Source organism: Shinella sp. 1A1 (genome assembly GCF_055379515.1).
On record NZ_AP039671.1, the window covers coordinates 696,692 to 719,165 of the forward strand.

21 protein-coding genes are annotated in these 22,474 nt (G+C 67.1%); 15 read left to right on the forward strand and 6 right to left on the reverse strand.

The window, feature by feature from the left end; all coding sequences use genetic code 11:
- Positions 1 to 242: 242 nt before the first annotated feature.
- The 3 genes from ACZ48C_RS03475 to ACZ48C_RS03485 form a co-directional block, all read right to left on the reverse strand.
- Complete coding sequence (locus ACZ48C_RS03475; RefSeq protein WP_463620795.1) at positions 243 to 1,724, reverse strand: aldehyde dehydrogenase; 1,482 nt, start codon at positions 1,722 to 1,724, stop codon at positions 243 to 245.
- Entirely contained in the window at positions 1,721 to 2,680 is a 960-nt protein-coding gene (locus ACZ48C_RS03480; RefSeq protein WP_318911137.1) for a LysR family transcriptional regulator, read from the reverse strand. Before ACZ48C_RS03480 ends, ACZ48C_RS03475 begins: the two co-directional genes overlap by 4 nt.
- 157 nt (positions 2,681 to 2,837) lie before the next feature.
- Positions 2,838 to 4,094 (reverse strand): flavin-containing monooxygenase, encoded by a 1,257-nt coding sequence (locus ACZ48C_RS03485; protein WP_464782195.1) that lies wholly within the window; start codon positions 4,092 to 4,094, stop codon positions 2,838 to 2,840.
- A gap of 247 nt (positions 4,095 to 4,341) precedes the next feature.
- Here ACZ48C_RS03485 and ACZ48C_RS03490 point away from each other — a divergent pair, with 247 nt between their 5' ends.
- The 6 genes from ACZ48C_RS03490 to ACZ48C_RS03515 all read left to right on the forward strand — a co-directional run bounded on the left by ACZ48C_RS03490 (position 4,342) and on the right by ACZ48C_RS03515 (position 9,918).
- Positions 4,342 to 5,343: a LacI family DNA-binding transcriptional regulator gene (locus ACZ48C_RS03490; protein ID WP_464782196.1), complete on the forward strand. Its 1,002-nt coding sequence runs from the start codon at positions 4,342 to 4,344 to the stop codon at positions 5,341 to 5,343.
- A 127-nt stretch (positions 5,344 to 5,470) separates the two neighbouring features.
- Positions 5,471 to 6,505, forward strand: coding sequence for a sterol desaturase family protein (locus tag ACZ48C_RS03495; protein ID WP_464782197.1), 1,035 nt, complete (start codon positions 5,471 to 5,473; stop codon positions 6,503 to 6,505).
- The gene (locus ACZ48C_RS03500; protein ID WP_119258119.1) at positions 6,502 to 6,813 is read left to right on the forward strand and encodes a MocE family 2Fe-2S type ferredoxin; all 312 of its coding nucleotides are present in this window, start codon (positions 6,502 to 6,504) and stop codon (positions 6,811 to 6,813) included. The genes ACZ48C_RS03495 and ACZ48C_RS03500 overlap by 4 nt, the downstream gene beginning before the upstream one ends.
- A gap of 77 nt (positions 6,814 to 6,890) precedes the next feature.
- Entirely contained in the window at positions 6,891 to 7,835 is a 945-nt protein-coding gene (locus tag ACZ48C_RS03505; RefSeq protein WP_454634779.1) for a substrate-binding domain-containing protein, read from the forward strand.
- 56 nt (positions 7,836 to 7,891) lie between these two features.
- Entirely contained in the window at positions 7,892 to 9,097 is a 1,206-nt protein-coding gene (locus tag ACZ48C_RS03510; protein ID WP_464782198.1) for an NAD(P)/FAD-dependent oxidoreductase, read from the forward strand.
- The gene (locus ACZ48C_RS03515; protein WP_464782199.1) at positions 9,094 to 9,918 is read left to right on the forward strand and encodes a sugar phosphate isomerase/epimerase family protein; all 825 of its coding nucleotides are present in this window, start codon (positions 9,094 to 9,096) and stop codon (positions 9,916 to 9,918) included. The genes ACZ48C_RS03510 and ACZ48C_RS03515 overlap by 4 nt, the downstream gene beginning before the upstream one ends.
- 25 nt (positions 9,919 to 9,943) lie before the next feature.
- Here the strand turns inward: ACZ48C_RS03515 and ACZ48C_RS03520 are convergent, their stop codons facing one another.
- Positions 9,944 to 10,606, reverse strand: a complete 663-nt coding sequence (locus ACZ48C_RS03520; RefSeq protein ID WP_119258123.1) for a GntR family transcriptional regulator — start codon at positions 10,604 to 10,606, stop codon at positions 9,944 to 9,946.
- Between the two features lie 246 nt (positions 10,607 to 10,852).
- On the opposite strand from ACZ48C_RS03520, the gene ACZ48C_RS03525 reads away from it, so the two are divergent.
- From ACZ48C_RS03525 to ACZ48C_RS03555, 7 genes are all read left to right on the forward strand, one after another.
- Positions 10,853 to 12,115: an NRAMP family divalent metal transporter gene (locus tag ACZ48C_RS03525; protein ID WP_119258124.1), complete on the forward strand. Its 1,263-nt coding sequence runs from the start codon at positions 10,853 to 10,855 to the stop codon at positions 12,113 to 12,115.
- A 14-nt stretch (positions 12,116 to 12,129) separates the two neighbouring features.
- The gene (locus ACZ48C_RS03530; protein WP_464782200.1) at positions 12,130 to 12,897 is read left to right on the forward strand and encodes a LamB/YcsF family protein; all 768 of its coding nucleotides are present in this window, start codon (positions 12,130 to 12,132) and stop codon (positions 12,895 to 12,897) included.
- A 10-nt stretch (positions 12,898 to 12,907) separates the two neighbouring features.
- The gene (locus ACZ48C_RS03535) at positions 12,908 to 13,717 is read left to right on the forward strand and encodes a putative hydro-lyase (protein WP_464782201.1); all 810 of its coding nucleotides are present in this window, start codon (positions 12,908 to 12,910) and stop codon (positions 13,715 to 13,717) included.
- A gap of 7 nt (positions 13,718 to 13,724) precedes the next feature.
- Complete coding sequence (locus tag ACZ48C_RS03540) at positions 13,725 to 15,314, forward strand: 5-oxoprolinase subunit B/C family protein (protein ID WP_464782769.1); 1,590 nt, start codon at positions 13,725 to 13,727, stop codon at positions 15,312 to 15,314.
- Between the two features lie 9 nt (positions 15,315 to 15,323).
- Entirely contained in the window at positions 15,324 to 17,051 is a 1,728-nt protein-coding gene (locus ACZ48C_RS03545; protein WP_464782202.1) for an acetyl/propionyl/methylcrotonyl-CoA carboxylase subunit alpha, read from the forward strand.
- Positions 17,052 to 17,138: 87 nt separating this feature from the next.
- On the forward strand, positions 17,139 to 18,251 hold the full coding sequence (aguA, locus tag ACZ48C_RS03550; protein WP_464782203.1) for an agmatine deiminase: 1,113 nt from the start codon (positions 17,139 to 17,141) through the stop codon (positions 18,249 to 18,251).
- Between the two features lie 11 nt (positions 18,252 to 18,262).
- Complete coding sequence (locus tag ACZ48C_RS03555) at positions 18,263 to 19,354, forward strand: polyamine ABC transporter substrate-binding protein (RefSeq protein WP_464782204.1); 1,092 nt, start codon at positions 18,263 to 18,265, stop codon at positions 19,352 to 19,354.
- 60 nt (positions 19,355 to 19,414) lie between these two features.
- Here the strand turns inward: ACZ48C_RS03555 and ACZ48C_RS03560 are convergent, their stop codons facing one another.
- Complete coding sequence (locus ACZ48C_RS03560; RefSeq protein ID WP_464782205.1) at positions 19,415 to 20,191, reverse strand: LuxR C-terminal-related transcriptional regulator; 777 nt, start codon at positions 20,189 to 20,191, stop codon at positions 19,415 to 19,417.
- 75 nt (positions 20,192 to 20,266) lie between these two features.
- Here ACZ48C_RS03560 and aguB point away from each other — a divergent pair, with 75 nt between their 5' ends.
- Positions 20,267 to 21,145: an N-carbamoylputrescine amidase gene (gene aguB, locus ACZ48C_RS03565; RefSeq protein ID WP_464782206.1), complete on the forward strand. Its 879-nt coding sequence runs from the start codon at positions 20,267 to 20,269 to the stop codon at positions 21,143 to 21,145.
- Positions 21,146 to 21,184: 39 nt separating this feature from the next.
- Here the strand turns inward: aguB and ACZ48C_RS03570 are convergent, their stop codons facing one another.
- Positions 21,185 to 21,961: a MauE/DoxX family redox-associated membrane protein gene (locus ACZ48C_RS03570; RefSeq protein ID WP_464782207.1), complete on the reverse strand. Its 777-nt coding sequence runs from the start codon at positions 21,959 to 21,961 to the stop codon at positions 21,185 to 21,187.
- Between the two features lie 51 nt (positions 21,962 to 22,012).
- On the opposite strand from ACZ48C_RS03570, the gene ACZ48C_RS03575 reads away from it, so the two are divergent.
- Complete coding sequence (locus ACZ48C_RS03575; protein WP_464782208.1) at positions 22,013 to 22,417, forward strand: MerR family transcriptional regulator; 405 nt, start codon at positions 22,013 to 22,015, stop codon at positions 22,415 to 22,417.
- Positions 22,418 to 22,474: the final 57 nt, after the last annotated feature.

Sequence of the window (22,474 nt, forward strand, 5' to 3'; positions counted from 1 at the left end):
CCGGTAAATGATGCGTTCCGGAAGCATGGATTAGGTTCAGGCTAATCGAGATGCGCGGTGTGAAGGCCGCGCCTTTTCAGTTTTCGCGCGAATAAACGGCGTCTTGCAAAATATCTTTTGATTTCAGTCAATTATGAAGACGGCGGTGCCGGCTTCGGCTTGCGGGAAAAAGCGCAAGCTGGAGCCGGCGCGGCCGATGATCGAAATACGGGCCGGCGCGTGCCGCCGGCCCGGGCAGATGCCTAGTATTTCACCCACACGGTTTTGAGCGCGCAATACTTGTCGAAGCTGTGGATGGAGAGGTCGCGGCCGAAACCGGACTGCTTGACCCCGCCGAAGGGCGTCATGGCGGAGAGCGCATCGACCGTGTTGACGGAGACCGTGCCGGCATTCAGCCGGTCGGAAACCGAGAGCGCGCGCGAAAGGTCCTTCGTCCAGACGGAAGCGGCGAGGCCGTATTCGCTGTCATTGGCGATGCGCAGCGCCTCCTCGTCGCTGTCGAAGGGCGTGATGGCGAGGACAGGGCCGAAGATCTCCTCCCGCGCGATGCGCGCGTCCGGCGCGACCTCGTTGAAGATGGTCGGCTGGATGTAGCAGTCCGAGCCGTCGCGCGTCTCGCGCGTGCCGCCATGGGCAAGGCGCGCCTCCCTGCGGCCGATGTCGATATAGGAGGCGACGCGGTCGGCATGGCTCTTCTCCACCAGCGGGCCCATGCGCGTGGCAAGGTCGAGCGGGTCGCCGAGCGGCCATGCGGCCGTCGCGGCGATCAGCTTCTGCGTGAATTCCTCCTGGACGGAGCGGTGCACGAGGAGGCGGGAATTGGCCGAGCAGACCTCGCCGGAATTGAACAGGATGCCGAAGGCCGCCATCTCGGCCGCCCTGTCGAGATCGGCATCGGCGAAGACGAGGTTCGGCGACTTGCCGCCCGTCTCCAGCCAGACCTGCTTCATGTTGCTTGTCCCCGCATAGGTCATGAAGAGCTTGCCGACCTTGGTCGAGCCGGTGAAGACGAGGGCGTCGACATCGGGATGGAGGCCGAGCGCGCGGCCGGCATCCTCGCCGAAGCCGGGCACGACGTTGAGAACGCCGTCCGGCAGGCCCGCCTCGGAGGCAAGCTCGGCCAGCATGAGGGCGGAGAGCGGCGATTGCTCGGCCGGCTTCAGCACGACGGAATTGCCGGTGGCGAGCGCCGGCGCGAGCTTCCACGTCGCCATGTCGAGCGGGAAGTTCCACGGCACGACGGCGCCGATGACGCCGAGCGGCACGCGGCGGATCATGGCGAGGTCGCCACGCCCGGTGGGGGCGATCTCGTCATAGAGCTTGTCGATGGCCTCGGCATGCCATTCGAAGAAGTGGGCGGAGCCGGGTGCGTCGATGGTCGAGCTGTCGCCGATCGGCTTGCCCATGTCGAGCGTGTCGAGGAGGGCGAGTTCCGGCACGTTCTCGCGGATGAGGGCGGCAAGGCGCAGCAGTACGGCCTTGCGCTCGGCCGGCGACTTGCCGGACCAGCGGCCGTCCTCGAAGGCGCGGCGGGCGGCGGCGACGGCGGCGTCGATATCCTCGGCGGTGCCGCGTGCGACGGCGGTCAGCACCTGCGCATTGGCGGGGTTGACGGTCTCGAACCGGCCGCCCTTCGCCGCATCGCGGAAGCGTCCGTCGATATAGAGGCCGTTGCGGAATTTCAGGCTCGCCGCGCGGGCGCGCCAGTCGATGGTCGTCGTCATGAACTGCCTTTCTTTGCGGGTGGGGTGTCGGCGGAAACCGGCAGGTCCATGCCCATGCCGCGGATCGTCTCGCCGCAGAAGTCGATGAAGCGCCGCACGGTGAGCGCCGGATTGGCATCGGCCATCGAGAGGATGCCCATGCGCATGGGGCGCAGGTTCCCGGTGAGCGGCACGAAGACGAGGCGGCTGCCGTCCGGCGCATAGGTGGAGACCGGGCGGATATTGGCGATGGAGTAGCCGAAGCGGTTGGCGACCATGGCGCGCATGACCGACATGTCGCGCGTGCGCTCCGCCACATGGGGCGTCAGGCCCGCATCGCGGAAGAGCGAGAGGAAATAGGCCGAGGAATGCGGCAGGTCGAGCAGGATCATCGGATGCGGCGCCAGGTCCTCCACCGTCACCTCGCGGCGGCCGGCGAGCGGATGGTCCTCGTCGAGCACCGCATAGGGCGGCAGCACGGCGAGCTCGTGGAAGGTCATGTCGGCGGGAATGTCGAGATCGTAGCTGAGCGCGATGTCGAAGCGCGCCATGCGCAGCCCTTCGAGGATGCGCGCCTGGTCGCGCTCGTACTGGAAGAAGTCGACATCCGGATAGGTATCGGAGAAGGCGCGGCGCAGCGGCGGGATGACGGCCTGCGCGAAGGTGACGAGACAGGCGACATGCAGCGGCCCGCGCACCTGGCCGGTCAGCTCGTTGGAAAGCGCGTTGAGCTTTGCCGCTTCCGAGAGGATCTGCCGCGCCTGCGCGACGAAGCCGTGGCCGGCCTGCGTCAGCGACAGGCCGTGCGCGTGGCGGCGCACGAAGAGGTTGATGCCGAATTCTTTCTCGAGCTGCGAGATCGCCGCCGAGACGGACGGCGCCGAAACGTTCACCCGTTCGGCCGCCTCCGTGACGGAGCCGAATTCCCCGACCGCGACGAGATACTCCAGTTGCCGGAGCGTGAAGCGCAAGGCCATGTCTGTTCCCCTGTTGAGGCCCCAATTAAGGAACAGATTCGCCCGCGCGGAAAGGGTGCGTTCCGTCAGGCTGTGGACGGCGCGCTCGCGCCTCGGGGCGGGGGGACGGTTCATGGCATGCTCGCTTCCTCCTCGCGGGCGGCCGGTGCCTGGCCTTTCAGGAGGCCACGGCGGCGACGCCGGCGTCCTTTCCGCTGCGGTGCTCGGCGATGTAGCCGGCGAGATAATCCGCGTCGTGCCAGCAGCCCCAGATGAAGGAGGAGGCGCGGCGCGACAGCCACGGCAGGCCGACGAAGAAGAGGCCGGGCACCTTCGAGACGCCGCGCTCGTGGACGGGGCGGCCCTTTTCGTCGAGCGCGTCGAGCTTCAGCCAGCCGTAGTCCACCGCATAGCCCGTCGCCCAGACGATGGAGTTGATGCCGGCCTCCTTTAGGTCCAGCGTCAGGATCGGGTCGGTCACGCAGGCAGGATTCGGTTCCCTGTGGCGCGCCTCGGGATCCTCCGGCAGGTCGAGGCCGTGTTCCGCCGCATAGGCGTCGGCGCGGTCGAGCAGGGAGAGATGGTTGGCATCGCCCCGCGCGATGTTCTCCGCAAGGTCGGGCGCGACATGCAGCACGCCGTCCCTGTAGGATTCGGCGCGGCCGAGCAGCGTCATGCCGCGATTGCCGAGGCGGCGGAAGTCGACCGTCTGCCCGCCATAGGCGCCGCTGACGGCGATGGTGACATGCTCGGTGTTCGGCGCCGGCACCTTGAGGTCCCAGATGCCCAGCACCCCGAGCCACCAGCAGAAATCCTTGCCGCGATAGCGGCGCGGCGGCCTGTCGTGCGGGCCGATGGAAAGGTAGACGCGCCGGCCGGCGCGCAGGAGCTCGTCGGCGATCTGCGTGCCGGAGGATCCGGCGCCGATCACCAGCACGGCGCCCTCGGGCAGCTGGCCGGGATTGCGATAGGCGTTGGAATGGATCTGCGTCAGGCCCTTCTCTTGCGGTACCAGCGCCGGCATGACGGGGCGCTGGAAGGCGCCGGTGGCCGAGACGACGTTCCGCGCCTCGATCACGCCGTCGGAGGTCTCGACGCGGAAGGTCTCGCCCTCCTTGCTGACCGACCGAACCTCCACGCCGCAACGGATCGGCGCCTTGATCTTTTCCGCATAGGTCACGAAATAATCCGCCACCTGCTCCTTGGGGGCAAAGGCCTCGCCGTCGAGGCCGGGGAAGGTCATGCCGGGAAAGCGGTCGTGCCAGGCGGGGCCGTTGGCGACGAGGCTGTCCCAGCGGGCGGTGCGCCAGTTCTCGGCGATGCGGGCCTTTTCCAGGACGAGATGGGAAATGCCGCGCCTGCCGAGATGCTCGCTCATCGCGACGCCCGCCTGGCCGGCGCCGATGACGAGCGTGTCCACTTTTTCCACTGCCATGCCGCTTTCCTTTCCTTCCCGGAGCGCCACCTTTGTGACCGGTCCTGCCGATGTGTAAGGGAAGGGAAAAAAAGCGGACATGAGTGTTTGATTCAGCGATGCTTAGGCGGTCGCTAAGCCATGGAATCGCTGCCGCCCAACGAGGGGCGGGATGGAAAAGGCGGCGGATGCCATTTTGGAGCGCGCGTGAGCGGCAAGGTTGGGCTAGATTCGGATTCGCCCTGAAGCCATCGAAGGACGCCGCACCGTGAGCAAGCCGAACTACCGCGACATCGCCCGCCATGCCGGCGTGGGGACGGCGACGGTCGAGCGGGTGCTGAACGGGCGCGGCGGCGTGCGGCCGGACCTCGTCGCCAGGGTGGTGATCGCCGCGCGCGCCCTCAAATATCCGCGCACGCTGCCCGATACCCATCGCGGGCTGCTGCGCATCGAGGTGCTGATGGTGCGGCCGGAGACGACGTTCTACCGGCGGCTTTCCCGGGCCTTCGAGCGCATTGCCGCGACGCTCGATCCGCTGGTGGTCGTCCAGCGCAGCTTCACCGAGGAGATGAAGCCGGAAGCGATCGCAAGGCGCATCCTCTCCACCGAGACGCCTCGGGCGGGCCTCATCCTCGCCGTTCCCAACAGCCCGCTGATCAGCGCGGCGGTGGAGGCGGTGGTCGCCCGGGGCATCCCGGTCGTCCATGTCGTCACGCGCGCCTCGGGCCATACGGGCGAGTTCGTCGGCATCGACAATCATGCGGCGGGCCGCACGGCCGCCTTCTTCATCGCGCGCATGGCGCGGGCGCAAGGGCCGGTCGTCGCCCTCTGTCATCCCATCTATCAGGTGCATCGCGACCGCATCCGCGGCTTCTCCGACTATTTCCTCAGGCATCCCGGCCCCATCGCCTTCGAATGGCTCGGCTTCACCCGCGACGAGGAGCATTTCAGCGCGGAGACGCTGGCGATGGTGCTCGAAAGACACCCCGATCTCGTCGGCCTCTACAATGCGGGCGGGGCGAATGCGGCGCTGATCAGCGTGCTGCAGCGCCACCCGCGCGGGCGCGACATCCTCTTCGTCGGCCATGAGCTGACGGACTACACCCGCACGGCGCTGAGCGAAGGCATCATGGACGTGGTGCTGGACCAGGCGCCGGAGGCGCAGGCCCAGCGCGCCCTCGATCTCGTCCTGCGCCGGATCGGCCTGACCGACATCGAACCGGACCGCAATCCCATCCGCTTCATCACCATCACGGCCGAGGGGCTTTGATCTGATTTGATCAAGGAAGCCTTCGGCGCGCCGCCCTGTTCCTGATATTTTTCAAGTCAGGAGGAGGGCCGGCGGCGCTCTCCCGTCATCCGGCAATTGTGCGGGCGAAAGCCCGAAGGAGAGCGCAATGGACGATCTGAAATACGGCAAGCGCAACAAGCGCGGCGACTGGGCGCCGAACGATCCGGTGGAGACCGCGCCGCTGTTCGCCTTCCCGCCGAAGCTCATGGCGATCCTCAGGTGGTTGCCGCACTATTTCTTCCCCTGGAACGTCATCTTCGCGCTCTCGGCGGTTGCCTACTGGGCCTGGGTGATCCCCCCGGTCGAGACGATGAAGACGCTCGCCATCGGCTGGGCGCTCTGGCTCTATGCGGTGAACGCGGTCTGCGTCTTCCTGTTCTACGGCGCCTTCGAGCTTCACCTCTACGTGCTGAAGCGGCAGGAGAACCGCTTCAAGTACAATGGCAGGTTCCCCTCCGACCAGAAGAACAACGTTTTCTGGTTCGACCGCCAGAACGTCGACAACATGCTGCGCACCTTCCTGTCGGGCGTGACGATCTGGACGGCCATCGAGGTCGCCATGCTCTGGGCCTATGCCAACGGCTATGCGCCCTGGCTGACCTTCGCGGAGAATCCGTGGACGCTGGCGCTGGTCGCGCTCGTCGTGCCGATCATCCACGAGTTCCACTTCTTCTGCATCCACCGGCTCATCCACGTGCCCTTCCTCTACAAATGGGTGCACTCGGTCCACCACAATTCGGTGAACCCGTCGCCGTGGTCGTCGCTGTCCATGCATCCGGTCGAGCATTTCCTCTATCTCGGCACGGCCTTCTATCACCTGATCCTGCCGTCCAACCCGGTGCTGATGCTCTACCAGCTCCACTATGCCGGCTTCGGCGCCATTCCCGGCCATGTCGGCTTCGACAAGGTGGAGGTCGGCGAGGACAAGCTGGTCGATAGCCATTCCTATGCGCATTACCTGCACCACAAGTATTTCGAGGTGAACTACGGCGATGCCCTGATCCCGCTCGATAAGTGGTTCGGCACCTGGCACGACGGCTCGCCGGAGGGCGAGGCCCGCATGCAGGAGCGCTACCGCAGGCGCAAGGAAAAGCTTGCCGCCCGCAAGGCCCGCACCGAAGTCCGGGGAGCCGCAGAATGACCTGGGTATCCGCCTGCAGGATCGACGATATCGAGCAGGAGGGCGCCGTGCGCTTCGACCATGGCGGCCGCACCTATGCGATCTACCGCGGCCCGGACGACAGCGTCTATTGCACGGCGGGCCTGTGCACCCATGAGGCGATCCATCTCGCCGACGGGCTCGTCATGGATTTCGAGGTGGAATGTCCCAAGCATTCCGGCGCCTTCGACTATCGCACCGGCGAGGCCCTCCGCCTTCCCGCCTGCGAGAACCTGAAGACCTATCCCGCCGAGGTGATCGACGGCGAGGTGCGCGTGGCGCTCGCCTGAGTCCACGCATCATCGATCGGGCCCTTCGGGCCTCCGGTGTGCGAGCGGGTGAACCGGCACCCATTGGGAGGAATGACATGAAATCTCTATGCCTGGCGGCCGTTCTGGCCGCCTTGATGGGAAGCGCTGCTTCGGCTGAGACGATCGGCGTCTCGATGCAGAGCTTCGACAACAATTTCCAGACGCTGCTGCGCGAGGGTATCGGCGCCCGCGCCGCCGAGGTGAACGGCGTCAACGTGCAGGTCGAGGACGCGCAGACCGACATCTCCAAGCAGCTCAACCAGGTGAACAACTTCATCGCCGCCGGCGTCGATGCGATCATCATGACGCTGACGGACACCTCCGCCGCCCCCGGCGTCAGCGAGGCGGCGTCCAAGGCCGGCATTCCGCTCGTGTTCCTCAATCTCGAGCCGGAAAACCTCGCCAGTCTTCCCGAAAAGCAGGCCTATGTCGGCTCGAAGGAGACGGATGCCGGGCGGCTTGCCGGGGAGGCGGCCTGTTCGCTGCTGAAGGAGAAGGGCAAGGCGTCGGATGCGCAGGTCTATATCCTGATGGGCGACCTTGCCCATCAGGCCTCGCGCGACCGCACCTCCTCCTTCAAGGACGCCCTGACGGGCGGCGACTGCAAGGCCGTGACGATCGCCGATGAGCAGTCCGCCGCCTGGACGCGCACCAACGCGATGGACCTGACGACGAACTGGATCACCGCCGGCCAGCCCATCGACGTGGTCTTCGCCAACAACGACGAAATGGCCATCGGCGCCATCCAGGCGCTGAAGGCGGCGGGCGTCTCCATGGACGACGTGATCGTCATCGGCATCGACGCCACGCAGGACGGCCTTGCCGCCATGGCGGCCGGCGATCTCGACGCGACCGTGTTCCAGAACGCCAGGGGCCAGTCCGGCAGCGCGCTGGACGCCGCCGTGGCGCTCGCCCGCGGCGAGGCCGTCGACAGGCAGGTCTGGGTGCCCTTCGAGCTCGTCACGCCGAAGAACATGGCGGACTATTCCACGCGGAACTGATCCTCCCCGCCGGTGCGTTTCCGAACGCGCCGGCAACACTTTCCATGGAGAGCCTCATGAACGGGATCGTCATCATCGGCGCGGGCGAAGCCGGCACCCGCGCGGCCTTCGCGCTTCGCGAGGCCGGGTTTTCCGGTCCGGTCACGCTGGCTGGCACGGAGCCGCATCTTCCCTATGAGCGCCCGCCGCTCTCCAAGCCGCTGGACGGCGCCGTCCAGATGAAACCGATCTGCTCGGCCGAGGCTCTCGAAGCCGCCGGCATCGACTATCTTCCCGGCATGCCGGTAGTGCAGATCGACACCGCCCGTCGCCACCTTCTCCTCGGCGACGGGCGGACGCTTGCCTATGACAGGCTGCTCCTTGCGACCGGCGCGCGCCCCCGCCGGCTCGCCTGCCCGGGCGCCGAAGGGGCGCTCGATTTCCGTACCTTCGCGGATGCGGCGGCGATCTTCTCCCGCGCCGAAGCGGCGGCAAGCGTCGCGATCGTCGGCGGCGGGCTGATCGGCATGGAGCTTGCGGCGGTGCTGCGCGGCAAGGGCATCGCCGTCAGCGTCGTCGAGGCGGCGGCAAGGCCCCTCGGCCGCGCCGTGCCCGCGCGCTTTGCCGCGCGGCTGCATGCGCGCCATGCCGAGGAGGGCGTGCGCTTCCACCTCGGGCAAGGGATTGCCGAGATCACGCCCGATGCCGTCTTGCTGGCTGATAGCACGCGGGTTCCGGCCGATATCGTCGTCTCGGCCATCGGCGTCGTGCCGGATACCGGCCTTGCCGAGGCGGCGGGGCTCGCGACCGGCAACGGCATCCTGACGGATGCCTTCCTGCGCACCAGCGATCCGCATGTCTTCGCGGCGGGCGACTGCGCGGCGGTATCCGTGGCCGGCGGCGGCCATGTCCGCTTCGAAAGCTGGCGCAACGCGCGCAGCCAGGCCGAAACCGCCGCGCGCAACATGGCGGGCGCGAGCGAAGCCTTCGCCGCAATCCCGTGGTTCTGGTCCGATCAGTACGATCTCGGCTTGCAGGTCGCGGGCCTGCCCCAGCCGGGGCATGACTGCATCCTGCGGCCGGCCGGGGAGGGGGAGCTGGAATTCTATCTCGACGGCGGTCGTCTCGTGGCCGCCGCCGGCCTCGGGCCGGGCAACAGCCTTGCGAAGGACATCAAGCTCGCCGAGATGCTGATCGCCACCGGCATCAGCCCGGATCCCGCCGCGCTCGCGGACCCCGCCGTGAACCTCAAGGCCCTCCTCAAGAGCGCGCGGGCGGCGTGATGCAGAAACTGCTGTTCTTCCAGTCGCTCTGGGCCATGGAACGCCGGCATACGGACGGCCATGAGCGCAGCCTTGCGGAAAACATCGCGATGATCGCCGAGGCGGGCTTCGACGGCGTCAGCGCGCATTACACGAAGCGCGCGGACGTCAGGGCGCTGGACGAGGCGCTGCGGGGAACCGGCCTTGGTATCGAGGGCGTCTGCTTCCCGCGCACCGTCGAGGACCTGCGCCTGCCGCTGGAACTGGCCGCCGAATATCCGGTGAGGCACGTCAACCTCCAGCCCGATATCCGCCTGCGCCGGGTGGAGGATTGCCTGCCGCTGCTCGACGGCTGGATGGCGCTTGCCGAGCAGGCCGGCATTCCGGTCTTCATCGAGACGCACCGCGACCGGATGACGACGGACCTGTTCTTCACGCTCGATCTGCTCGACCGCCGCCCCGATCTGCCACTTCTCGCCGATCTCTCGCATTTCCTCGTCGGCCGGGAATTCGCCTTTCCGGTCGAGGAGGAGAACCACGCCCTCATCCGGCGCATCCTGGAAAATGCCAAAGCCTTCCACGGCCGCGTCGCCTCGCGCGAGCAGGTGCAGATCGAGATCTCCTTCCCGCATCATCGCCCCTGGCTCGACCTCTTCCTTACCTGGTGGGACGACGGCTTCCGCCACTGGCGCGCCCGTGCAGCCGAGGATGCCGAACTGGTCTTCACCTGCGAACTCGGCCCCAAGCCCTATGCCATCACCGGAAGGGACGGCAACGACACGACGGACCGCTGGGCGGAGGCCTTGATGCTGCGGCAGGAGGTGCGCGCGCTCTGGCGGTAAGGGGAGGCGGCGAGGCCGCCGCCGCTCACGCCTGCTCGGAGGCCCGCTCCAGCGCCTTCAGCATGGTGCGCTCGGCAAGGTTCAGATAGGTCTCCATCTGCGCCGCCGCCTCGTGCGGCCGGTTCTCCTCGAGAAGGGTCACGATGGCGTCGTTCATGTCGACGAAGGGCGCGTGCAGGTGCTCGGGGTCGTTGAGCAGCCCGAAGCAGAGGCGCAGCTCCGCCGAGATGCGCTCGTAGAACTCGTTGAGCCGCACGCTGTCGGAAAGGTCGATGATGGCGGTGTGGAAGATCATGTTGGCGCTGCCGACGCCGAGCCAGTCGCCCTTTTCGCGCTCCTGTTGCGCCCGGCCCACGGCCTCGCGCATCACCCGGATCGCCGGATGCTGGTGCCATGCCTGGCGCAGTGCGCCGCATTCCAGCATGCGCCGCACGCGGTAGATGTCGATGATCGAGGCCATGGAGGGCACGGCGACGAAGACGCCGCGATTGGCCTCGTGCCGCAGCAGCCCATCCTTGGTGAGCAGGCGGAAGGCCTCGCGCAGCGAGTTGCGCGAGACGTCGAAACGCTCGCTGAAGGCCGCCTCCGAAAGGCGCTGGCCGGGCGAGAGCTCGCCCGAGATCAGCAGCGTTCGAATGCGCCGCGCCAGCCGGTCCGCCAGTGGCAGGCCATTACCATCCTCGCTCATGCCATCCTCCCCGTCCCAGGCTTTCAACCGCCGGAACGTGCCCTATTTCAATGCTGGCCTTAGCACGAATGCAGAAGGGACGGTGCGAAATTCGTCGCCAATCCCGCGCTATCTGATTGGTAAAAAGGCAGAAATAAGGAACGATAGGGAATTATTGTTGAACAAAGTTGACATTTTTGTGTAGCAATGCATCATTCCACCATGCGCCACCCGCGAGGGGCGGGTGAAGGAGAGCGGAGAAATCTCATGGAACAGAATGCAGCAGCGCCTGCCGCCACGGGTGTGGTCGCGCAGGGCGTCCACACCGTCAAGTCCCGTCGCGCCGCGCTCATCGCCGCGATCTTCCTGATGGCGACCAGCGCCATCGGCCCCGGCTTCATCACGCAGACGGCCACCTTCACCACGAAGCTCGGCGCCGCCTTCGCCTTCGGCATCCTTGCCTCGATCGTCATCGACTTCGTCGTGCAGCTCAACATCTGGCGCATCGTGACGCTGACGCGCATGCGCGCCTCCGACGTCGCCAATGCCGCCATTCCGGGCTCCGGCTATCTGCTCGCCGTCCTCGTCATCGTCGGCGGCCTGTTCTTCAATATCGGCAATATCGGCGGCACGGGCCTCGGCCTCAACGCCGTCTTCGGTCTCGATCCGAAGATCGGCGGGGCGATCAGCGCGGTCTTCTCCATCGGCATCTTCCTGTCGAAGCGGGCCGGCCTTGCCGTGGACCGCTTCATCGTCTTCGCCGGCATCCTGATGATCGTGCTGACGCTCTACGTCGCCTTCGTCTCCGGCCCGCCGGTGGGTGAGGCGCTCTACCAGACGGTGCTGCCGGCGACGATCGACTTCGCGACGATCACGACGATCGTCGGCGGCACGGTCGGCGGCTACATCACCTATTCCGGCGCGCACCGCCTGCTCGACCGCGGCATGGTCGGCCAGGAGCATCTGCCCGCCGTCAACCGCGCGGCGCTGACCGGCATCGCGGTCACCGGCCTGATGCGCTACGTGCTCTTCCTCGCCATTCTGGGCGTCGTGGCGAGCGGCGTCGTCATCGACACGTCCAGCCAGGTGGCGAACCCGGCCGCACAGGCCTTCCAGGCCGCCGCCGGCGATTTCGGCCTGCGCCTCTTCGGCATCATCTTCTGGGCGGCGGCGATCACCAGCGTCATCGGCGCGGCCTATACGTCGGTGTCCTTCATCACCGTCTTCAAGCACGATGTCAGCGAGCATACGCGCAACATGGCGACGGTGCTGTTCATCGCCGTCTCGCTGGTCTCCTATCTGCTGATGACCACGCCGCCGGCCGCCATGCTGGTCTTCGTCGGCGGTCTCAACGGCCTCATCCTGCCCATCGGCCTGTCCATCTTCCTCTTCGCCGCCTGGAAGCGCGAAGACCTGATGGGCGGCTACCGCTATCCGCGCTGGCTGCTCGTCCTCGGCGTCCTGGTCTGCGCGCTGACGTGGTATATGGGCTACAAGTCGGCCGGCACGATCTTCAGCCTGCTCGGCTGACAAGGGAGGAAATCATGGTAGCGATCGATCTCAACAGCGACCTCGGTGAAAGCTATGGCGCCTGGCGCATGGGCGACGACGCGGCGATGCTCGCCGTCGTCTCCTCCGCCAACATCGCCTGCGGCTTCCATGCCGGCGACCCGGCGGGCATCTACCGCACGGTCAAGGCCGCCGCCGCCAACGGCGTCGTCATCGGCGCCCACGTCTCTTATCCGGACCGCGTCGGCTTCGGCCGGCGCGACCTCGACGCAACACCGGAAGAGCTGATCGCCGACGTGATCTACCAGATCGGCGCGATCAAGGGCGTCGCCGCTGCCGCCGGGACCACGGTGCGCTACGTCAAGCCGCATGGCGCGCTCTACAACCGCATCGCCTATGACGCCAGGCAGGGCCAGGCGGTGATCGATGGCATCAAGGCCGTGGATCCCTCGCTGATCCTGATGGGCCTTGCCAATGCCCCGATCCTCGATCTCGCCCGCCGCTCCGGCCTTGCCGTCGTCGCCGAAGCCTTCGCCGACCGGGCCTATACGCCGAAGGGCGAACTCGTCTCCCGCCGCGAGGCGGGCGCCGTGCTGCACGACGAGAAGACGATCGCCGACCGCATGGTGCAGCTTGCCCGCGAGGGCACGCTGGAGGCCATCGACGGCAGCACGATCCGCGTCGAGGCGCAGTCGATCTGCGTGCATGGCGACAGCCCCGGTGCCGTGGCCATCGCGCAGGAGATCCGCCGTCGCTTCGAGGCCGAAGGCATCGTCATCCGCTCCTTCGCCGACAAGGCGTGAGGGCGCGGCCATGACGATCCCGACCGCCTATCTCGACCATGTCGACGCGTCGAGCGCCCGCAAGGCGCGCGCCACCTACCGCGACGGCCTCGTCGCGCCGACCTCGGGCATCGCACCCGGCTTCACCCAGGCCAACATGATCGTGCTGCCGCGCGACTGGGCTTTCGATTTCCTGCTCTATGCGCAGCGCAATCCGAAGCCCTGTCCGGTGCTCGACGTCTCCGATCCGGGCTCGCCGACGACGCTGCTGGCGCCCGGCGCCGATCTTCGCACGGATCTGCCGCTCTACCGCATCTGGCGGGACGGCAAGCTCGTCGAGGAGACCCCGGACGCGACCGCGGCCTGGGCCGAGCGCGACGACCTCGTCGCCTTCCTGATCGGCTGTTCCTTCACCTTCGAGACGCCGATGGTCGAGGCGGGCATCGAGATCCGTCACATGACGGACAAGTCGAACGTGCCGATGTACCTGACCGACAGGGCCTGCCGGCCGGCCGGGCGGCTCAAGGGCAACATGGTCGTCTCCATGCGCCCGATCCCGGCCGCGCGCGTCGCCGATGCCGCGACGATCTCCGGCCGCTTCCCGGCCGTGCACGGCGCGCCTGTGCATATCGGTGCGCCGGAAGAGCTCGGCATCGCCGACCTCGCCAGGCCCGATTTCGGCGATGCCGTGCGCATCGAGCCGGGCGAGGTGCCGGTCTTCTGGGCCTGTGGCGTCACCCCGCAGGCGGCGGTTATGGCCTCCGGCGTACCCTTCGCCATCACCCATGCGCCGGGCTACATGTTCATCACCGATATCCCCGATTCCGCCTACCACGCATGAGGGCATGATGCGCTTTCTTCCCGTCAGCCTGACCACCATCCTCGTCGAGCTTGCCGATCTCGATGAAACGCTCGCGCTTTTTGCCTCCCTGCAGGCCGATGCCATCGGCGGCATAGAGGAGATGGTGCCGGCGGCGCGCACGCTGATGATCCGCTTCCGCCCGGAAAAGGTGACGTCCGCGGAGCTCGCCGCGCAGATCGCCACCCGCGACCTGTCGGCGAAGATCGCGCCTTCGGAACATCTGGTGGAAATCCCGGTGCGCTATGACGGCGAGGACCTTGCCGACGTCGCCGAGCTGACGGGCCTCAGCGTGGCGGAGGTCATCCGTCGCCACACGGAGAGTGAATTCACCGTTGCCTTCTGCGGCTTCGCGCCGGGCTTCGGCTATCTCGTCGGCGGCGATCCGGTGCTGCACGTGCCGCGCCGCAAGAGCCCGCGCACCCGCATTCCCGCCGGCTCCGTGGCGCTTGCCGGCGCCTTCAGCGGCGTCTACCCGCAGGCAAGCCCCGGCGGCTGGCAGATCATCGGCACGACGCCAGTCAAAATGTGGGACATCGATCGCGATCCCGGCGCGCTGTTCCAGCCCGGCTACCGCGTCCGCTTCTTCGACATGGAGCAGCCGGGCAGGACCGTCAGCATCCCGCAAGCCGCGCCCCGCAAGGAACGCGCCGTCGCACCGGAAGCGCCGCAGTTCAAGGTGCTTGCCGCGCCGATGCCGGCCGTCTTCCAGGACCTCGGCCGCTTCGGTCAGACGGGGCAGGGCGTTTCCGCCTCCGGCGCGCTCGACCGCGCCGCCTTCAATGCCGCCAACCGCATCGTCGGTAATCCGGCGAACACGCCGGTCCTCGAACTCACCCTTGGCGGGTTCTCCTTCGAATGCAATGCGCGCGCCGTGATCGGCCTTGCCGGCGCGGCGTCGGCGGTGACTGTCCGCGATACCGCCGGCCGCAGCCGTGATCTAGCGGCCTATGAGCCCGTCTCGCTGGAGCCCGGCGATGTCGTGACCATCGGCCAGCCGAAGAAGGGCATGCGCGCCTATCTCGCCGTGCGCGGCGGCTTCGACGTTGCCCCGGTTCTCGGCAGCGCCGCGACCGATACGCTCGCCGTTGTCGGCCCCGAGCCGGTTACGGCCGGGACGGTGCTTACGCTTAGCGGCGGGGAGGGGCTCGCCAGCGTTTCCCTAGAAGAGGCCCCGGCCTTTGACCTGCCGTCAGCGGGCGATGTCGTGACGCTCGACGTGGTGCTCGGCCCGCGCACGGACTGGTTCACCGAGAAGGGTATCGAGACGCTGACGAGCCAGCTGTGGCAGGTCACGCCGCAATCGAGCCGCGTGGGCATCCGCCTTGCCGGCGATGTGCCGCTGGAGCGCAGGGACAGCGCGGAATTGCCGAGCGAAGGCACGGCGACGGGAGCTATCCAGGTGCCGCACAGCGGCCAGCCGGTGCTCTTCCTCGCCGACCATCCGCTGACCGGCGGTTATCCCGTTATCGGCGCTGTCGCCGAATATCATCTGGACCTTGCCGGCCAGATCCCCATCAACGCAAAAATCCGTTTCCGCCCGATCGGCCCCTTCGCCGAAATCGCCGCGGCCCGATAGGAGAGTGCCATGAAGAAAGTGCTGATCGCCAATCGCGGCGAGATCGCCGTGCGCATCCTGCGCGCCTGCCGCGACCACGGCCTCCAGTCGGTCGCCGTCTATGCGGACCCGGATGCCGACGCGCTCTTCGTGCGCCTCGCCGACGAGGCCTATGGCCTCGATGGCGTGCGCCCGGCCGAGACCTATCTCGACATCGAAAAGCTGATCGCCATCGCGAAACGCTCCGGCGCGGATGCCGTGCATCCCGGTTACGGCTTCCTCTCCGAGCGGGCGGAATTCGCGAAAGCCGTGCAGGATGCCGGCCTCATCTGGATCGGGCCCGATCCGCATGTGATCGAGGCGCTCGGCGACAAGGTCGAGGCGCGGCGCATCGCCACCAGCGTCGGCGCGCCGCTCGTCGCGGGCAGCGACGGCCCGGTCTCGTCTGCGGCAGAAGTGATCGCCTTTGCCGAACAGCATGGCCTGCCGGTCGCCATCAAGGCGGCGCATGGCGGCGGCGGGCGCGGCATCAAGGTGGCCTGGAAGATGGAGGAGGTCGCCGACCTCTACGAATCCGCCGTGCGCGAGGCGACGGCCGCCTTCGGCCGCGGCGAATGCTTCCTCGAACGCTTCCTCGACCGGCCGCGCCATATCGAGGCGCAGGTGATTGCCGACAGGCACGGCAACGTGCTGGTGCTCGGCACCCGTGACTGCTCGGCGCAGCGCCGCAACCAGAAGCTCATCGAGGAGGCGCCCGCGCCCTTCCTGACGCCGGAGCAGCGCGAGCGCATCCACGCCTCCGCCAAGGCGATCTGCGCCGCCGCCGGCTATTCCGGCGCCGGCACGGTGGAGTTCCTGCTCGGCGCCGACGGCACCATCTCGTTCCTGGAGGTGAACACCCGCCTCCAGGTCGAGCACCCGGTCACCGAGGAGACGACGGGCATCGACCTCGTCATCGAGCAATTCCGGATTGCCGAGGGCAAGCCGCTCGCCGTCACCGAGACGCCGGAACCGCGCGGCCACTCCATCGAGTTCCGCATCAATGCGGAAGACCCCGGCCGCGGCTTCCTTCCGACGCCGGGCGCGATCACCGCCTTCGATCCGCCGTCCGGCCCCGGCGTGCGCCTCGATAGCGGGGTCGTCACTGGTTCCACGATCCCCGGCGTCTTCGATTCGCTGATGGCCAAGCTCATCGTGACAGGCGCGACGCGCGAAGAGGCCCTGCGCCGCGCGCGCCGGGCGCTGCGCGAATTCCGCATCGAGGGCGTTGCGACCGTGCTGCCCTTCCACCGCGCGGCCATCGATACCGATGACTTCATCGGGACGGATGGCTTCAAGGTCCATACCCGCTGGATCGAAACCGACTTCGCCGTCATGCCGGAAGCCGCAGCTCGACCCGAGCCGGTTGCCGATCCCTCGCTGGTCCGCACCCATCTCGAAATCGACGGCAAGCGTGTATCGCTCGCGCTGCCGAGCCTGCTTCTGGCCGGCCTTGGTGCCGCTGGGCAGGGCACGGCATCCGCCGCGAGCGCGGGCAAGCCGGTTGATGACGGCATCGCCGCGCCCGTGTCCGGCACGCTGCAGGCCTTCAAGATTGCCGACGGTGCGACTGTCGCGGAAGGCGATCTCGTCGCGGTGATGGAGGCGATGAAGATGGAAACGCAGGTTCTCGCCCCCAAGTCCGGCCGCCTGCGCCTGCGCGTCAAGGAAGGTGATTACCTTCAGGCAGGCGATACGCTGATGGTGTTCGAGGGCTGACCCGGCCCTCCCACCTGTCCCAAATGGGACATTGACCCGAAAGGGCTGTGCTTGCCTTAATCCCCCCGGATTTTCATTGGGGGGAACATGGTACGCACGCTCACAAGCACGCCCAGGGCCGACGGTTTTCGAGCGCCGGGGGAATTCGAACCCAAGGCCGGCTGCTGGCTGATCTGGCCGGAGCGGCCGGATACCTGGCGGCTCGGCGCCAAGCCGGCGCAGAAGCTTTTCGCGAAGGTCGCCGCGGCGATCGCCGAGAGCGAGCCGGTTACCATCGCCGTCTCCGCCCGCCAGTGGCTCAACGCCCGCGCCATGCTGCCGGAGAGCGTGCGGCTCATCGAAATGACGACGGACGATTCCTGGCTGCGCGACAGCGGCCCGAACTTCGTCGTCAACGACCACGGCGAGGTGCGCGGCGTCGACTGGACCTTCAACGCCTATGGCGGCAATGACGGCGGCCTCTATTCGCCCTGGAACCTCGACGATCTCGCCGCCCGCAAGGTGCTGGAGACCGAGGGCATGGCCCGCTACCGCTCGCCGCTGATCGCCGAGGGCGGCGGCCTGCAATGCGACGGCGAGGGCACGCTGATCACCACGGAACAGTGCCTCCTCAACCGCAACCGCAACGGCCATCTCGGCAAGGCGGCGGTGGAGCAGCAGCTTTGCGACTATCTCGGACTGGAACATGTCATCTGGCTGCCGCGCGGCTTCTGCTTCGACGAGACGGACGGCCATATCGACGACGTCTGCTGCTTCGTGCGGCCCGGCGTGGTGGCGCTCAGCTGGACGGAGGATCGCGACGATCCGCAATACGAGATCGTGCGCGAGGTGGAGGAGGCGTTGCGTTCCGCCCGCGATGCGCGGGGGCGTTCGCTCGAGCTGCACCGCATCTACCATCCCCGACCCATCGAGATGACGGCGGAGGAGGCGGCGGGCGTCGATCAGGTCGACAGCACCTGGGCGCGCCCGGCCGGCAACCGCATCGCCGCCACCTATATCAACTACTATCCCGGCAATTCCGTCGTCGTCGTGCCGCAGTTCGACGACGAGAAGCTGGATCTCGCTGCGAAAGCCAAGCTCGCCGAGCTCTTCCCCGATCACCGCATTGTCGGCATCGACAATTCCCGCGAAATCCTGCTCGGCGGCGGCAATGTCGCCTGCATCACCCTGCCGGTCTATGCCGGCCAGACGAAAGCCTGATGGAGGAAGCCATGCGCAGAACGCTCGTCTCGATCCTCGCCCTTCTCGCCGCTTCGGGCGGCGCGTGGGCGCAGGAGGAAAAGGTCGTCAACGTCTATAACTGGTCGGACTACATCGCGCCCGACACGGCGGAGAAATTCGAGAAGGAGACCGGTATCCGCGTCGTCTACGACGTCTATGACGGCAACGAGGTGCTGGAAACCAAGATGCTGACGGGCGGGTCGGGCTACGATGTCGTCTATCCTTCCGCCTATCCCTTCCTCAAGAACCAGGTGAAGGCCGGCGCCTTCCAGCCGCTCGACAAGGCCAAGCTTTCCAATATCGGCAAGCTCGACCCGCAGGCGCTCTCGCTGATCAAGGGCGCGGACCCGGACAACGCCTATGCCGTGCCCTACATGGCCGTCACCGACGGCATCGGCTACAATATCGAGGCGGTGAAGCAGCGCATGGGCGACGCGCCGGTCGATTCCTTCGCCATGGTCTTCGACCCCGCGATCGTGGAAAAGTTCGCCGATTGCGGCGTGGCGATGATCGATGCGCCGGCCGAGATCATCCCGATGGCGATGAACTATCTCGGCATCGACCCGCATTCGACCAGCCCGGACGACATCGCCAAGGTCGAGGACCTGCTGCTGAAGGTGCGCCCGCACATCCGCTATTTCCATTCCTCGCGCTACATTAACGATCTTGCCAATGGCGACATCTGCGTCGTGCTCGGCTGGTCGGGCGATATCCTTCAGGCCAAGGCCCGGGCGGCCGAGAGCGAGAAGAAGCTGGAGATCGCCTATGCGATCCCGAAGGAAGGCACGCTCATCAACTTCGACACGATGGCGATGCCGAAGGATGCGCCGCACCCGGAAAACGCGCTCGCCTGGATCGACTTCAACATGCGCCCGGACATCGCCGCGGCCAATTCCAGCTATGTCTCCTACGCCAACCCGATCCCGGAATCGCTGCCGCTGATGGACCAGGCGGTGGCGAAGGACCCCGGCGTCTTCCCGCCGGATGACGTGAAGGCCAAGCTCTTCGTGGTGGAATCGAGCGATGCGAAGCTGCTGCGCCTGCAGAACCGCATGTGGACGCACATCGTTTCGGGGCAATAGGCTTGGTGAGGGTTTCCCGCCGATTTGAGGAAAACGGCGCGGCGTTTCCCTTCTCCCCGTTTACGGGGAGAAGGTGGCATCAGCCGGATGAGGGGCCGTCCCAGCCTCGCGCACGGCGGCCATCAGCTCGACCTGGGAATGGAGGCCCAGCTTGCGGTAGACGGTCTTGATGTGGTTGCGCACGGTGCCGGGGGCGATGGCGAGGTCGCGCGAGATCGTCTTGGCGCAGCCGCCGTCGATGAGGAGAAGGGCGATCTGGCGCTCGCGCGGGCTGAGGCCGGCAAGCGACAGCCGGCTTTCGCCGGATGGGCGCCATTGCCGCCAGAGCCGTTCGAGCACGAGGCGGGTGGCGTCGGCCGTCGCCTCGGCGACCGCGAGGTCCTCTGTGCCGAAGGGGCGGGCGCCGCGGCGGCGCAGATAGGTGACGAAGCCGGCGGCGTTGCGGTCGAAGTTGAAGACGCCGGTGATCTCGTCGAAGCTGCCGGAGGGCTCGTAGAAGTCGCGGTAGTAGGCGCTGGTGTGGAAATCGCCCTTGTCGAGCGCGGAGAGCGGCAGCAGGAAATCCTGCCGCGTGCCGGCGAAGAGGCGGAAGAACGGGTCCTGCCGGTACTTGCGGGTATCGTAGTTGCGGTTCCAGTGGTCGGGATCGCGCTCGTAGATGGTGATCGAGGCGCTGTCGCGCAGGTAGAGACCGATATAGACTTGGTCGGAGGCGACGAGATGGCGCGCGCCGGCCGTGAAATGGGCCGAGATCTCCTCGGGCAAGGTGGCGCTGACCGCAGCGGTAATGCCGCTGCTCCAGTGCCGGAGCTGCTCGAAGGTGAGGTCGGGTCGCATGGGGACAGGATAGACGGGGCGGCCGGGAATTCAAGCCGGACGGCCCGGAAGATTGGCAACAGGGAGCGTTAGAGAATGCGCAATGTCACGGTGGCCGCCACGCAGATGGCCTGCATCTGGGACGAGAAGGCCAATATCGAGCGGGCCGAAGGGCTCGTCCGGCAGGCGAAGGAGAAGGGGGCGGACCTGGTGCTGATCCAGGAACTCTTCGCCGCGCCCTATTTCTGCCAGGACCAGATCCACGAATTCTTCGCGCTCGCCCGGCCCTTCGAGGGCAATCCGCTGATCGCGCATTTCGCAAGGCTCGCCGCCGAACTCGGCGTCGTGCTGCCGCTCAGCTATTTCGAGCGCGCCGGCCAGTCCTATTTCAACAGCCTCGCGGTGATCGACGCGGACGGCCGGGTGCTCGGCAATTACCGCAAGAGCCACCTGCCGGACGGGCCGGGCTATATGGAGAAGTTCTATTTCTCGCCCGGCGACACCGGCTTCAAGGTGTGGGACACGCGGGCCGGCCGCATCGGCGTCGGCATCTGCTGGGACCAGTGGTTTCCGGAGGCGGCGCGCTCCATGGCGCTGCAGGGCGCTGAAATCCTGCTCTATCCGACCGCCATCGGTTCCGAGCCGCACGATGCGAGCCTCGATTCCAGCGCGCACTGGCAGCGGGTGATGCAGGGCCATGCCGGGGCGAACCTCATGCCGCTCGTCGCCTCCAACCGCATCGGCACGGAAGAGGGGCGCAACGGCACGAGCATCACCTTCTACGGCTCGTCCTTCATCGCCGATCCCACCGGCGCCAAGGTGGCCGAGGCCGGCCGGACGACGGAGACGGTGCTGACCGCCACCTTCGACCTCGACGCCATCGCCCACCAGCGCCGCTCCTGGGGCGTCTTCCGCGACCGCCGCCCGGAGCTTTACGGCCATCTCGCGACGCTCGACGGCCGCAGGCAAGCATGAAGCAAGGGCACGGCGTCCATGGACGCCGTGCCTTTCTCATCACATGGCGTGGATGTAGCCGAGCGAGACGGCGGCCATCCAGATGGCCATGGCGATCATCATCAGGTTCTCCGTCAGCGAGATGAAGCCGAGCGGCACGTTGCTCGACCCGCCGACGCAGGCGCATTTCAGCTCGCGCCGGTCGATATAGACCGCCTTGAAGACCGAGGCCGCGCCGATGGTGCCGATGAAGAGCGCGACGGGAACCGAAAGCCAGGTGAGCGCGCCCGCCACCATCAGCACCCCGGCGAGCCCTTCGGCATAGGGATAGATATAGCTGTAGGGCACCCAGCGCTTCGCGAGCAGGTCGTAGTTGAGGAACATGGTGGCGAAGCTCTCGACATTCTGGAGCTTCAGCATGGCGAGCGCGACCATCGAGAAGGCGATGAACCATTCCGCCGCGCGCACGGTGAAGGGCGAGCCGCTGACCGCGAAGCTCGCGGCCATCGCCGTCAGCGCCGTCAGGGTGAAGAGCACGGCGACCGGGCGATAGGTGGTCGCCTTGGGGTCGGCGACGGGCTTGCCGAGATGGCGGCGAAGGTCGTCGTAACCGCCGATGCGTTCCCCGTCGATGAAGACCTGCGGGGTGGTCGCGACATCGTGCTCGGCCTTGAAGGCGTCGGTTTCCGCGCGGCTCGTCAGGTGGCGGTCGTCGACTTCGTAGCCCGAGCGGCGCAAGAGGTCCTTCGCCTTGAGGCCGTAGGGGCAGGTGTGGCTGGGCATCACCATGCGGTAGAGGATGGCCTTGCGGCCGGCATTTCGTACCTTGTCCAACATCTCACGTCTCCTGTCTTGTGAAACCGTTGGCAGGACTATAGGTTCCGTACCATGGTACGGAGTCAACACCCTATGGACCTGACGATCGGAAAACTTGCCGCTGCCGCCCATGTCGGCGTCGAGACCGTGCGCTTCTACCAGCGCCGCGGCCTGCTTGCGACGCCGAAGCGCATCGACGGCATCCGCCGCTATGGCGAAGCGGACCTCTCGCGCCTGCGTTTCATCCGGCAGGCGCAGACGGCGGGCTTCACGCTGGAAGAGATCCGCCAGCTTCTCGCCCTCGATGCCGGCGAGGACCGCGCCGCGGCCCGCGAGATGGCCACCAGGCGCCTTGCCGAACTCGACGCACGCATGGAGGACCTGCAGCGCGCCAGGGCCTCGCTGCAGAAGCTCGTCTCGGAATGCGCCGTCGGCAGGACCGGCCCCTGTCCCATCCTGAAATCCTTCGAGGCGTGAGAAGCGGCACGCTTAACCTTCTGTTCGCCTAGTCTCGCAACAGGCGTTTAGGAGTCT